The organism is Streptomyces sp. NPDC085932 (assembly GCF_044540525.1).
Taxonomy (GTDB): Bacteria; Actinomycetota; Actinomycetes; order Streptomycetales; family Streptomycetaceae; genus Streptomyces; species Streptomyces levis.
On the sequence record NZ_JBITSJ010000005.1, the window covers coordinates 629,980 to 642,072 of the forward strand.

Here is a 12,093-nt window from a genome sequence, read left to right on the forward strand (position 1 = left end):
CGGCCCCGCGTCCGCGTCATGATCCGGACGACAGGCTCCTGGCGCACAGTGCCTTCGTCCGCCCGCAGGGCAGGAGGGGCTGTGCGGACAGGCCTAGTCGCCCGTGGTCTCCAGCAGCGCCATCAGCGCCCGGGCCGCCGGACTGGTCGCCTGCCGGGGCGGCAGCAGGGCCACCGTCTCGTAGACCGCCTCCCCGGTGCCCTTGACGGGCAGCGCGGTCAGGGAGGCACGCTTGTGTGCGAAGTGCCGCGGCACGACGGCCACGCCCAGGTTCTCGTCGACCAGGTCGAGCAGGGTGTGCACGTCGTTCACCTCCAGCGCCACGGTCCGGCGTACGCCCGCCGCTGCGAACACCGTGTCGGTGGTGCGCCGCGGCCCCCAGTCCGGGTGGAAGTCGACGAACACCTCCCCGCCCAGCTCCTCCGGTGTGACGGCCGCGCCGGCGGCGGCGAGCGGATGACTGCGGTGGCACAGCAGCGTCATCGACTCGCTGCTCAGCGGCACCGACCGCAACTGGTCGCCGTCCTCCTGCGTGCGCACGGCGAAGGCCAGGTCGAGCCGCCCGGCCTCGACGTCCTCCGCCAGCGCCCCGGACCCGGCCTGCCGCAGGCAGATCTCCACATCGGGATGCCGGTGCCGGAACGCGGCGAGCAGGCCGGCCAGGTTCACCCCGGCGATGCACTGCTCGCTGCCGAGGGTGAGCATGCCGCGCAGCACGCCCTGTACCGCCGCCACGGCCTCATGGGCCGCCCGCACCTGCGCCAGGATCCGCTCCGCCTCGCCGAGTAGCGCCCGCCCGGCCGGGGTGAGCGTCACCCGGCGGGTCGTGCGCACGAACAGCGGCGTCTGCAGTTCCCGCTCCAGCGCCCGGATCGAGGCCGACAGGCCCGACTGGGACACCAGCAGGCGTTCGGCCGCGCGGGTGAAGTGCTGGTCCTCGGCGACCGCGACGAAGTGCTGCAGATGGCGCAGTTCCATGACTGAGAAGCGTAGCCGCTGAATCCCATCGGATTCTTCTGTTGGACGCATGGGAGCAGGTCACGCCAGAGTGGACACCGGTTTCCCGTCCGACCGAGCCAACCCCTCTGGAGTCGCGTTGTACACCGCACACCCCGACCGCTACGCGGACATGCCCTACCGGCGCACCGGACGCAGCGGCCTGAAGCTCCCCGCGCTCTCGCTCGGCCTGTGGCACAACTTCGGCCCGGACCGGCCCGTCGAGACCCAGCGGGCCATCCTGCGCCGCGCCTTCGACCTCGGCGTGACGCACTTCGACCTCGCCAACAACTACGGCCCGCCGCCCGGCGCCGCCGAGTCCGCCTTCGGCGAGTTCCTGAAGGCCGACTTCGCGCGCTACCGCGACGAGCTGGTCATCTCCACCAAGGCCGGCTACCTGATGTGGCCCGGCCCGTACGGCGAGTGGGGCTCGCGCAAGTACCTGCTGTCCTCGCTGGACCAGAGCCTGAGCCGGATGGGCCTGGACTACGTCGACATCTTCTACTCGCACCGCCCCGACCCGGACACTCCGCTGGAGGAGACGATGGGCGCGCTGCACTCGGCGGTGCAGCAGGGCAAGGCGCTGTACGTCGGCGTCTCGAACTACTCGGCGGAGCAGACCCGCGAGGCCGCCCGCATCCTGGGCGAGCTGGGCACGCCGCTGCTGATCCACCAGCCGCGCTACTCGATGCTGGACCGCCGCCCCGAGGACGAGGGCCTGCTGGACGCGCTCGACGAGCTGCAGGTCGGCTCCATCGTCTTCTCGCCGCTGGAGCAGGGGCTGCTCTCCGCCCGCTACCTCGACGGCATCCCCGAGGGCTCCCGGGCCGCGAGCGACAGCCCGTTCCTGCAGTCCGACGCCGTCACCGAGGAGCTGGTGGGCCGGCTGCGCGACCTGAACGACATCGCCAAGGGCCGTGGCCAGACCCTGGCCCAGATGGCGCTCGCCTGGGTGCTGCGCGGCGGCCGGGTCACCTCGGCGCTGGTCGGCGCGAGCAGCCCGCAGCAGGTCGAGGACAGCGTCGGCGCGATCGGCAACCTCGACTTCGACGCGGACGAGCTGGCCCGTATCGACGCGATCGTCAAGCAGTAGCGGCCCGCCCGTCACGGACACACCTGCCCGGGGGCGCCGCCCCCGGGCAGACGCGCGCTAGGAGCCGATCCGCTCCTCCAGGCGCACGGTCACCGTCTCGCCCTCCTCCTTGCCGATGGCCCTGCGCAGCTCGGCCTTCACGGGCAGCTTGTGCGTGCCGTCGCCCAGGGCCATGAAGGAGCTGCGGAACGGATGTCCGTCGATCGTCCCGCGGACCTTGACCAGGCCGCGGGTGCCGAAGAAGTCGACGGACTCGGGCCAGACCAGATAGGTCCAGCCGCCCTCGGCGGGGCTCTTGCGCAGGACGGCGGTGAACTGCGCGTCCAGTGCTCCGGTCGTGCCCATGGTGGTGTCCTCCGGTCCTCGGCGGCTTCTCCCTCACACAGACCGCCGGACAGCGGGAAACTCATCGCGGGCAGGGCCCCCACGTCACAGGGGCACCCGGCCGAGGCGGCCGGGCACGGCCTCGACAGGCGCTCCGCTCACCGGCTGATGTGCTGGTCAGGGCCCCCGTCCCCGGGCCTGGCGGATTTCGGCCAACTCGGGCGCTGAATATGCCAGGAGAGTGGCCGGAAAGTCATGGTGACAGTGTTTCAGTAGTGAACATACTGACCTGCGAGAGCGTTTTCACATCCAGCGACGGCGCCCTCACGCACAGCACGCGAGCTACGGGAAGAGCAGGACCGGGCAGGCGCGCAGGGCAGCGGGGGAGGGACACGTGCACGACGAGTTTCTGTGCCACGTCACGGCGTACGGCGTGTGTGACGGCCGCCGCATCGGAGTCCCCCTGGGAACCTACCGCGCGCCCACGCTCGCCCTGGCGCTGTGGTGGTTGCGCGACCGTGCCTCCTGGATCGCCCAGCGGCTGGACCCCCAGCCCGACGCCGAGCACTTACCGCCGGGCGCGCTCGTGCCGGTGGCCGACACCGTGCCCGACGTGCCCATGCTGCTGCGTGCCTGGTGCGCCGACCCCGCCCAGCAGGAGCGGGTCGCCGAGGACCTGGCGGCCGGACGGCTGGTGCGCATCGCCACCAGCGACGAGACGACCGAGTACGAACTGCTCGCCGAGTCCGTGGACGCCCTGCGGATGCAGCGCGCCGCCCCCGTCCTGGGCATACCCGTCGCCTGACCTGCCGCCCCCTCCCTCCGCCGAGGCGCATAACAGGCCATATCGGTAGAATCTTGGCCATGGCGCAGCCGTCGGTAGCACCGGAGCTCGTCCTGGAGACGGAGACGGGCTCGACCGTGATCATCCCGGGCCACGACTACCACGTGGGACGCGACCCGTCGAGCGACATCGTCCTCGACGACGACCGGGTCTCCTGGCACCACGCGGTGCTGCGGCCGGAGGACGGCCACTGGACCATCGAGGACGAGAACAGCACCAACGGCACCTACGCCGACGGCCGCCGCGTCCACGCCCGGGACGTCGGACCCGGCAGCGTCATCCGCTTCGGCAACCCCGCCGACGGACCGCGCGTGGTCCTCACGGGCCGCCCCGCACCGGCCCCGGAACGCCCCTCCGCCGTCTCCATGCCCGCCCTGACCGGCACCTACCGGGCGCCCACGACCGTCCGGCCGCTGCCCTCGCGCACCGTGCGCATCGGCCGCGCGAGCGACAACGACCTCGTCATCGACGACCTCGTCGTCTCCCGCCGGCACGCCGAGCTGCGCGCCCTGCCCGACGGCACGTACGAGATCACCGACCTCGGCAGCCACAACGGCACGTACCTCAACGGCAGTCCGGTCACCACCGCCCCGGTCGGCCAGGGCGACATCGTCGGCATCGGCCACTCGGCGTTCTGCCTCGTCGGCGACCAACTCCAGGAGTACGTCGACACCGGCGAGGTCTCCCTGGACGTGCAGGACCTCGCGGTCTCCGTCGACCGCGGCCGCAAGACCCTGCTGGACCACGTGTCGTTCCCGGTCGGGGAGAAGTGCCTGCTCGCCGTGGTCGGCCCGAGCGGCGCCGGCAAGTCCACGCTTCTCAACGCCCTCACCGGCCAGCGCCCCGCCGGTCACGGCACCGTCCTCTACGACGGCCGCGATCTGTACCGCGACTACGCCGAGCTGCGTCAGCGCATCGGCCTCGTCCCGCAGGACGACATCCTGCACGCCCAGCTGACGGTCAGGAAGGCCCTCTCCTACGCCGCCGAGCTGCGCTTCCCGCAGGACACGGCCAAGGCCGAACGGCGTGCCCGGGTCGACGAGGTGATCCGCGAACTGGGCCTGGAACAGCGCGCGGACCAGCCCGTGCACAGTCTCTCCGGCGGCCAGCGCAAACGCGTCAGCGTGGCACTGGAGCTGCTGACCAAACCGTCGCTGCTGTTCCTCGACGAGCCGACCTCGGGGCTCGACCCGGGCATGGACCGCTCGGTGATGCACATGCTGCGCGGCCTCGCCGACGACGGCCGCACCGTCATCGTCGTCACGCACAGCGTGCTCAGCCTGGACGTGTGCGACCGGCTCCTCGTCCTCGCGCCCGGCGGCCGGATCGCCTACTACGGGCCGCCCGAGGACGCCCTGCCGTACTTCGGCTTCGAGCAGTGGCCGGAGGCCTTCGAGGCCTTCGAACGGGACGCCGAGCGGGACTGGGCGGGGGACTACCTCGTCTCGCCCTTCCACCGCCGCTACGTCGCCGACGCCAGCGCCCAGCCCCCGCAGCCCCGTTCCGAACCCGTCGTCATCGCCCCGCCGCCCCGGCCGCGCAGCCGTTCCGCACAGCTCGGCACGCTGGTGCGCCGGTACGCGTCCGCGCTGAGCGCCGACCGCACCTTCCTGATCATCATGATCGCCCTGCCGTTCGTGATGGGCGTGATGGCCCGGGCCCTCGCCGGCGGCGAACTCACCCGCGACACGGCGATGAACGCCCTGCTCATCCTCTGCGTGGGCGCGGTGCTCACCGGCGCGGCCAACGCCGTGCGCGAGCTCGTCAAGGAACGGGTGATCTACCAGCGGGAGCGGGCCGTGGGCCTGTCCAGATCGGCGTACCTGATGTCCAAGGTCGTCGTCCTCGGCGTCATCACCGTGCTCCAGGCGGTGGTGCTGACGCTGGTCGCGCTGCTCGGCGTGGACCTCGGCGCCCCGGGCGACGAGGGTGTGCTGATGCCGCCCCTGGTGGAGATCACCATCGCCGTCGCCCTGCTGGCGTTCACCGCGATGATGCTTGGCCTGCTCGTCTCCGCGCTGGTGCGCAAGGAGGAGGTGACGATGCCGCTGCTCGTGCTCATCGCCATCGTGCAGGTCGTCTTCTGCGGGGCCCTGCTGAAGCTGGACGGCGTTCCCGGGCTGGAGCAGCTGGGCTGGCTGGTGCCGGCGCGCTGGGCACTGGCCGCGATGGCCGGCACCGTCGGGCTGTCCCGGATCGTGCCCGACGACCTGACCGACGATCCGCTCTTCGAGCACTCGGCCGGCACCTGGCTGATCGACGTCGGCATGCTGGTGGTGCTGTCGGTGCTCTTCGGGTTCCTGGTGTCCCGCCTGCTGCGCCGGCACGAACCCGCCGTGATGCGGAAGCAGTGAGCGCCCATGACGACTCCCGGCTTCCGGCCCACGCACGTCGTCCCGCAGCACGGGATGCCGGCCTGGGAGGCTCCCGACTCGGCGCGGCCCACCGTCGACCTGGACCCGCTGCTGCCGGTGCAGCTTCTCGAACGGCAGGGCGACTGGGGGCACGTGCTGTGCTTCAACGGCTGGTCCGCCTGGGTCGACGGACGGCGGCTGGTCGCCGTACCCCAGGATCCCCCCACCACCGGCGGGCCGTTGACCCGCACCGCCGATCCGCGTCCGCTGCTGGCCCGCGCGGAGGACGCCCTGGCGCGCTACCGCTCCGCGGTCGAGGACCTCGCCGGCGGCCTCGACGGCGAGTCCTTCCGCACCCGCACCCGCGGACTGCGGATCGGCGTCGTGCTCGACGGCGAGTCCATGTGGCTCTACGACGCCGCCCACGGGCACTGGGTGTACGCCGACGGCACGCGGCTCACCACGTACGCGACGGACGAGACGCCCCGCAGCGACCCGGAGCACGGCCCGGCCGCGCCCCCTCCGGCGCGTCCGCCCACCCGGGTGGTGGCCCCAAAGGACCTGGCCGAACCGCCCCCCGCCGCCCGGCCGTCACGGCCACCGGACGCGCCCCCCACGCGCGTCGTCCCCCCGGAAGGGCCGGTGACCCCCGCGGCTCCCGAACCCACGCGGGTGGTGTCCCCCGAGACGCCCGGGACCCCCGCGGCGCCGGAGCCGACGCGGGTGGTCTCCGCGGAACCGGACGTCTCCGGACGCGAGGCTCCGGCTCCCCGGGCTCCCGAGCCCACGCGGGTCGTGTCACCCGAGGAGTTGGAAGGGGCCGAAGCGGGCGAGGAAGGGGAGCGGGCGGACGGGGCGCCGGCCACGCGGGTCGTGGGACACGAGCCCACGCGCATCGTGTCGCGCGAGGGTGACGGCCGTTGACCCGGGAGACGAGCCTGTTCTCGGGGCGGCCCTCCGAGCTGATCGGGCGGCAGATCGCCGGGTACCGGATCGAGCAGGAGATCGGGCGCGGCGGCATGGCCGTCGTCTACCGGGCCCGTGACCTGCGCCTGGAACGGACCGTCGCGCTGAAGCTGCTCGCCCCGGAACTCGCACGCAACGACACCTTCCGGCGCCGCTTCACCCACGAGTCCCGGGCTGCGGCCGCCATCGACCACCCGCACATCGTGCCCGTCTTCGAAGCGGGCGAGACGGACGGCGTGCTCTACATCGCCATGCGCTACGTCCCCGGCAGCGACCTGCGCCACGTCCTCGACCGGGAGGGCCCGCTGCCGCCCGCGACGGCCGTCCGCGTCGCCGCCCAGGTGGCCTCCGCGCTCGACGCGGCCCATGAACACGGCCTCGTGCACCGGGACGTCAAACCCGGCAACATCCTCGTCGCCCGCGGCACCGACAGCGACCACCCCGAGCACGTCTACCTCACCGACTTCGGCCTGACGAAGAAGTCCCTGTCACTGACCGGCTTCACCACGGTCGGCCAGTTCGTCGGCACGCTCGACTACGTCGCCCCCGAGCAGATCTCGGGCAAACCGGTCGACGCCCGCTGCGACGTCTACGGCTTCGCCTGTGTCGTCTACGAGGTCCTGGCCGGCCATCCGCCCTTTCAGCGCGACGACGACATGGCCCTGCTGTGGGCGCACCAGTACGACGACCCGCCCCCGCTGACCGCGTCCCGGCCGGACATCGCCCCGCAGGCGGACCCGGTCCTCGCCAAGGCCCTGGCCAAGAGCCCCGACGACCGGTACCCGTCCTGCCTGACGTTCGTGGCCGCGCTGCGCGCCGCGACCACCGGCGAGGCCGTGAGCGTGCGCCGGGCCACGAGCGCGGAGGGGCGGGCACCGGGCGGGCCGGAGCCGGCCAGGCAGCCCCCGCGCTGGGCCGAACCGGTCTTCGTGCAGCGGAACTAGGACCGTCAGGCCGGTTCGTCCGGGCGCACCTGGCCCCGCCGCCGGACGTGCCGTGCCAGCAGCGCCCCGGCGAACCCGGTCACCAGCCCCCAGGGCACGGCCAGCCCGACCGCGCCCCACAGCCGGGGGCGCAGGAACAACTCGCCCGCGAGACCGCCGCCCAGATCGCCGATGCCGAGCACGGACAGACCGTAGTGCGCGGAGACGCGCCCGACGAGGCAGATCATGAAGACCGTCAGCGCCAGCGCGACCGCCATGTGCAGGGCGTGCTGCCAGGCCCGCACCCTCGCCGGCGAACGGGCCGCCATCACGAACGCGGCGGCCAGCAGCAGCACCACGGCGGCGACGAGCAGCCACCACACCCGGCCGTCGCGCTCGGACAGCGTCCGCAGGTTCAGCTCGGAGATGTCCGGCGTGCGCAGCACCTCGTCCAGCACGTGCGGCATGGGCAGCCCGAACGGGCCCTCCACCCGGCCGGTCCAGGTGGCGCCCATACCGACGGTCAGCGCCGGCCACACCAGGTTGGGCAGGCCCAGCAGGATCACCGCGAACGTCTCCGCCGCGTGCCCCCGGGTCGCCGCCACGACCAGCGCGATCACCACGCCGAGCACCACGTACGCCAGCAGCAGCGCGACCATCGCGTACGCGGCCGGCCGCACGGACGTCTGGAAGCGCAGCAGCCCACCCGGCAGCGGCGCCCGGCGCGACACCAGCAGGGCGAGCACCAGCACCCCGGCCAGCCACACCACCCCGACGAACACGGACAGGGGGACGTCCGTGGTGAAGCCGATCCGGGGCGAGGCGCCGAACAGGTCACCGAGGTCGCCCAGCGCGTCGTCGCCCAGGGAGATGTCGAACGTGTGGCGGGCGGCGAGCGTCACGCCGATCAGCGCGAGCAGCCACAGGGCGGCGACCCGGGCGGCCCAGCCGGCCAGTTCCGCCGTGCCGGCGACCGCGCGGTGCCGCAGGGGCCGCAGGAAGCCCCAGGCGATGACCAGCGCCCCGGTCAGTGTGACGGACAGCGGGATCACCGTCAGGTCCGCCTGGGTGTCGGCGAGATCGCCGGCGTTCCCGGAGAGTCCCACGGTGCCGCCGACGGCGGTGACCACGGTCGCCGCGACCACCGGTGCGAACGCGCCGTCGGGAAGATCCGCGGCCCCGGCCGCCCAGAGGCCGAGGGCGGACACCACCGCCATGGCCAGCAGCGCGCCGACCACCGTGACGAGGGCGTGTGCCCAGCCGTGGCGGGCGACGGCCCGCTCGCCGGACGGTCGGACCTGGCCGGAGGGGGTGCGCGAACTCACGCTGCCACGCTAAGCAGCACCCGTGCCGGACGCCCGCCGGGCGGGTCCGTCCGCGTCGGCTTGCGGGGCCCCTGGGGCCGGAGCACACAATGAACACGTAGTGGAAAAACGGGAAGAACCGGGATCAATCAGCCCGGGCGTGCACAGGTCGCAGAGAACCCACGCGGGAAGAAGAGCTCGTGAGCGTCGAACCGCCGTCGTCCGGCCGCCCCACAGGACCTCCCTCCGGCCCGCTCTCGGGCCCCTCCCAGCCGCCGCCCGGAGGCGGCCCGCCCTCCGAGCCGACCGGCGGCGGGGGCGGCGAGGGCCCGGAGCCGCGCCGCCCCTGGTGGGGGTCGGTGCCCCGGGTCGCGATCATCGCCACCGCCGTGGTGGCCGCCGTGATCCTCGCCGTCGTGCTGTCCCGGCCGGACGGCGGTGGCACCGGCGCGTCCGACGGCGGCACCAGCACCTCCCAGGGCGAGATCTTCCTGCAGCCCGCCGCCGACACCGGGCCCGACCCGTTCACGGAGTCCACGGCCGCCGAGGAGAGCTCCGCCTCGCCGGTCTCGCCCTCGCCCACCGAACTGGCCCCGCGGAACACGGTCCAGGGCGTGCAGGGCGGCGCCCCCGGGCTCTACGGCGGCACCCGCAACGTGGCCAGCTGTGACGTGGAGAAGCAGATCACGTACTTCGAGGGGGCCCCGGACAAACAGCGGGCCTTCGCCTCGGTCGTCCGCGTCGAATCCTCCGACGTCCCCGCCTACCTGCGCTCGCTGACGCCGGTGCAGCTGCGGATGGACACCCGCGTCACCAACCACGGCTACAAGGACGGCGCCGCCACCAGTTACCAGGCGGTCCTCCAGACCGGCACGGCCGTCCTCGTCGACGACCGCGGCGTGCCCCGGGTGCGCTGCGCCTGCGGCAACCCGCTCTCCCCGCCGGTCGCCCAGCAGACCGCGCCGAAGACGACCGGCGAGGAGTGGCCCGGTTACGACAACGCCAAGGTCGTCATGGTCACCCCCGCCCCGGAACCGGTCGAGGTGTTCGTCATGTGCGAGCCCGACGGCGAGTGGTTCGAGCGGCACAAGGGCGACACGGGCAAGAAGGACCGCAAGACCGAGAAGCCGGACAAGCCCTCTCCCTCGGTGAGCGTGACCACGCCGACGTCGCCGACCGACTCGACCTCGACCGGGCCGCCCACGACCGAACCGCCGTCCTCCGGGACGGAGACCTCGCCGCAGCCGCCGAGCGAGCCGCCCTCGTCCGAGTCGCCGCCGCCCGGCAGCGACCCCGGCACGGGCACCGGTAGCGGAACGGGCAGCGGCACCGGCGGAACCGAGGGCGGCACGGACAGCGGCACGACGGACCAGGCCCCGGCCTCCTGAGACCGCTCCGGCGGTCCCTAGGCGGCCCGGACCACCAGGGCGTGCGCGCCGAGCCCGAGCAGCCGGTCGGCGGGCAGGTCGCCGTGGGCGGTGAGGACCGCTTCGAGGCGGCCGGTGCCGGGCTCGAACGCGACGTCCTGGACGGTGCCGAGCTGGTCGCCCGTCTCGGCGAGGATCCGCAGGCCCGGCAGCTCGTGATGGGGCGGCACCTCGGACGGCGCCGCGGCCGAGCGCACCAGCACGGCGTCCGGGCCCACGGCGTGCAGCGCGCCCCACGGCAGCACGGTCTCCTTGCGGTGCGGGCCCCGCACGCGGACGTGCGTGACCACACCGGACGCGGCGTCGACCGTCAGCGCCTTCACCGTGCCGAGCTCCTCCGCGTCGTCCAGCGTCAGCACCGGCAGCCCCCGCGCCTCGGAGAACAGCATCGTCACGGCGTCCCTTCGCGTTCGTCCTGGAAGGCACCGACCCGGGCGGTGAACTCCGCCAGGTCGTCGGCCACGTAGCGGACCGCGTCGGCGGGGATGACCAGGGCCCGTCCGGAGACGGCGAGCGTCTCGCCGCGCGGCACGTACACGCGGTGCCGACGACGCCGGGAGCCGGACACCAGCGCCTTCGCCGCGGCGATCCGGAAGCCCACGACCCGGCCACTGGCGCCGCCCTCGACGACCACGTCGAGCACCGTGCCGACCTCGGCGCCCTCGTCCGTGAGCACCTTGGCGTGCAGCACCCGGCCCTGCTGGGCCTCGCGACGCGCCACCACGACGGACGTGTCCTGCAGCGCGTGGGCGTCGCGGACCATGACGGCGTCCCGGCCCAGGGAATGCACCGCCGGCCAGGGCAGGCTCTGCTTGAGCGGGCCCGACAGCAGCCCGCGGCCACTGAGCGTGAATCCCGTGATGCGCCCGGCGGCGGCGTCGAAGACGGTGTCCTTGATCTGCGCGAGGGCGTCCCCGCCGAGGGTGACCACCGGCAGGGTCGTCAGGCTCCGCGCGGCCAGCAGCTCGTTCATCGCAGCCCCTTCCGGCCGGGCCTGCGCCGTACCGCGATCACCGTGCCGGACCGCCGTGCGGCCTGCACGGCGAGCGCCCCCACCGTGACGACGGCGAGCACCGCGATCACTGTCACCAGCCATACCCACCAGGCCACCGCGCACCTCCGGTGATCCGCCCGGCCGCCGTCGGCCGGCCCCGATGCCCTACCGGGTGCCCCGCGCGCGGGGGAGAATGCCCCCGGCAGCGCACAAGCCAAGACCGTCGAGACTGCCAGGACTGCACCAGGCGACTCGGGGTACGAGCACTGGTGCAGAGCATCCGGCCAGTCCGGCATCCCAGAGAGAAAAGTATGATCGACCACGTGGACGGGGCAGTGATACCGACTGGTTTCGACGTGCCCGTGGAACCGCTGAGGCGGGCGGCACACTACTCCGGCGAGCAGGGATGCATCGCCGAGGCGCGGTCGTTCGCCGCGCTCTTCCTCGACCAGCTGCGCACCGAGTGGTGCGCGCGGGTCGACGAGCGCGTCGACGGCGCCGTGCAACTGGTGGTGAGCGAGCTGGTCACCAACGCCGACCGGCACAGCAACGGGCCGTACATCCTGGAGCTCGTCGGCACGGACACCGCGGTGACCGTCTCGGTCTACGACAGCAGCTCCGCCCTGCCCCGCATCTTCCCCCGCGACCCCGAGCGCATCGGCCGCCACGGCCTGGAGATCGTCCACGCGCTCGCGGAGCAGGTCAGCGTCGAGCGGGTGCCGGTGGGCAAGCGGGTGCGCGCCGTGCTGCCGCTGACCGCCGGGTGAGTCACCCGGACCCGCGAACCGCCCCTCGCGTCGGTCCGGGCTCTTGCACGGCCGCACGCCTTCTCACCGACGTGAGTCTTCCCGTCGCTCCGAGCCCTCTC

General features: G+C 73.4%; 12 protein-coding genes and 1 pseudogene. 7 read left to right on the forward strand and 6 right to left on the reverse strand.

The genetic code is table 11. The features are described 5' to 3' along the window. Nucleotides 1–93: 93 nt before the first annotated feature. A complete protein-coding gene (locus ACIGAQ_RS26900) occupies nucleotides 94–978 on the reverse strand; it encodes a LysR substrate-binding domain-containing protein (RefSeq protein WP_311678977.1) in 885 nt (294 codons plus the stop codon). Nucleotides 979–1,096: 118 nt separating this feature from the next. Here ACIGAQ_RS26900 and mgrA point away from each other — a divergent pair, with 118 nt between their 5' ends. Continuing rightward, the gene (mgrA, locus tag ACIGAQ_RS26905) at nucleotides 1,097–2,089 is read left to right on the forward strand and encodes an L-glyceraldehyde 3-phosphate reductase (RefSeq protein ID WP_362285264.1); all 993 of its coding nucleotides are present in this window, start codon (nucleotides 1,097–1,099) and stop codon (nucleotides 2,087–2,089) included. 57 nt (nucleotides 2,090–2,146) lie between these two features. Here mgrA and ACIGAQ_RS26910 read toward each other — a convergent pair whose 3' ends face one another. Continuing rightward, a complete protein-coding gene (locus ACIGAQ_RS26910; RefSeq protein ID WP_311678973.1) occupies nucleotides 2,147–2,434 on the reverse strand; it encodes a DUF1905 domain-containing protein in 288 nt (95 codons plus the stop codon). Nucleotides 2,435–2,807: 373 nt separating this feature from the next. Between ACIGAQ_RS26910 and ACIGAQ_RS26915 the strand changes: the two genes are divergently transcribed. The 4 genes and pseudogenes from ACIGAQ_RS26915 to ACIGAQ_RS26930 all read left to right on the forward strand — a co-directional run bounded on the left by ACIGAQ_RS26915 (nucleotide 2,808) and on the right by ACIGAQ_RS26930 (nucleotide 7,521). Continuing rightward, nucleotides 2,808–3,218, forward strand: a complete 411-nt coding sequence (locus ACIGAQ_RS26915; RefSeq protein ID WP_311678971.1) for a hypothetical protein — start codon at nucleotides 2,808–2,810, stop codon at nucleotides 3,216–3,218. A 59-nt stretch (nucleotides 3,219–3,277) separates the two neighbouring features. After that, nucleotides 3,278–5,611, forward strand: a complete 2,334-nt coding sequence (locus ACIGAQ_RS26920; RefSeq protein WP_399786999.1) for an FHA domain-containing protein — start codon at nucleotides 3,278–3,280, stop codon at nucleotides 5,609–5,611. Nucleotides 5,612–5,617: 6 nt separating this feature from the next. Beyond that, a pseudogene (locus ACIGAQ_RS26925) lies at nucleotides 5,618–6,166 on the forward strand (hypothetical protein); the annotation flags it as partial. Nucleotides 6,167–6,531: 365 nt separating this feature from the next. Further along, nucleotides 6,532–7,521 (forward strand): serine/threonine-protein kinase, encoded by a 990-nt coding sequence (locus tag ACIGAQ_RS26930; protein ID WP_399787002.1) that lies wholly within the window; start codon nucleotides 6,532–6,534, stop codon nucleotides 7,519–7,521. A 5-nt stretch (nucleotides 7,522–7,526) separates the two neighbouring features. Here ACIGAQ_RS26930 and ACIGAQ_RS26935 read toward each other — a convergent pair whose 3' ends face one another. Further along, nucleotides 7,527–8,825 carry a streptophobe family protein gene (locus ACIGAQ_RS26935; protein ID WP_399787005.1) on the reverse strand — a complete coding sequence of 433 codons (1,299 nt, stop codon included), beginning with the start codon at nucleotides 8,823–8,825 and terminating at the stop codon, nucleotides 7,527–7,529. 179 nt (nucleotides 8,826–9,004) lie between these two features. Between ACIGAQ_RS26935 and ACIGAQ_RS26940 the strand changes: the two genes are divergently transcribed. Further along, nucleotides 9,005–10,192: a DUF6777 domain-containing protein gene (locus ACIGAQ_RS26940; RefSeq protein WP_311678963.1), complete on the forward strand. Its 1,188-nt coding sequence runs from the start codon at nucleotides 9,005–9,007 to the stop codon at nucleotides 10,190–10,192. A gap of 17 nt (nucleotides 10,193–10,209) precedes the next feature. Here the strand turns inward: ACIGAQ_RS26940 and ACIGAQ_RS26945 are convergent, their stop codons facing one another. The 3 genes from ACIGAQ_RS26945 to ACIGAQ_RS26955 are packed head-to-tail and all read right to left on the reverse strand — an operon-like array spanning nucleotide 10,210 to nucleotide 11,341. Next, entirely contained in the window at nucleotides 10,210–10,620 is a 411-nt protein-coding gene (locus tag ACIGAQ_RS26945; protein WP_311679280.1) for a PRC-barrel domain-containing protein, read from the reverse strand. A 2-nt stretch (nucleotides 10,621–10,622) separates the two neighbouring features. Next, nucleotides 10,623–11,204 (reverse strand): PRC-barrel domain-containing protein, encoded by a 582-nt coding sequence (locus tag ACIGAQ_RS26950; RefSeq protein ID WP_311678961.1) that lies wholly within the window; start codon nucleotides 11,202–11,204, stop codon nucleotides 10,623–10,625. Then, a complete protein-coding gene (locus ACIGAQ_RS26955; protein WP_362285275.1) occupies nucleotides 11,201–11,341 on the reverse strand; it encodes a hypothetical protein in 141 nt (46 codons plus the stop codon). The genes ACIGAQ_RS26950 and ACIGAQ_RS26955 overlap by 4 nt, the downstream gene beginning before the upstream one ends. Nucleotides 11,342–11,536: 195 nt before the next feature. Between ACIGAQ_RS26955 and ACIGAQ_RS26960 the strand changes: the two genes are divergently transcribed. Then, nucleotides 11,537–11,992 carry an ATP-binding protein gene (locus ACIGAQ_RS26960; protein ID WP_311678958.1) on the forward strand — a complete coding sequence of 152 codons (456 nt, stop codon included), beginning with the start codon at nucleotides 11,537–11,539 and terminating at the stop codon, nucleotides 11,990–11,992. Nucleotides 11,993–12,093: the final 101 nt, after the last annotated feature.

What these genes read in the sequence shown, in the direction of transcription:
- ACIGAQ_RS26900 (WP_311678977.1), bottom strand. Translation starts at nt 978, where the DNA reads ATGGAACTGCGCCATCTGCAGCACTTCGTCGCGGTCGCCGAGGACCAG.
- ACIGAQ_RS26910 (WP_311678973.1), bottom strand. Translation starts at nt 2,434, where the DNA reads ATGGGCACGACCGGAGCACTGGACGCGCAGTTCACCGCCGTCCTGCGC.
- ACIGAQ_RS26920 (WP_399786999.1), top strand. Translation starts at nt 3,278, where the DNA reads ATGGCGCAGCCGTCGGTAGCACCGGAGCTCGTCCTGGAGACGGAGACG.
- ACIGAQ_RS26945 (WP_311679280.1), bottom strand. Translation starts at nt 10,620, where the DNA reads ATGCTGTTCTCCGAGGCGCGGGGGCTGCCGGTGCTGACGCTGGACGAC.
- ACIGAQ_RS26950 (WP_311678961.1), bottom strand. Translation starts at nt 11,204, where the DNA reads ATGAACGAGCTGCTGGCCGCGCGGAGCCTGACGACCCTGCCGGTGGTC.
- ACIGAQ_RS26960 (WP_311678958.1), top strand. Translation starts at nt 11,537, where the DNA reads ATGATCGACCACGTGGACGGGGCAGTGATACCGACTGGTTTCGACGTG.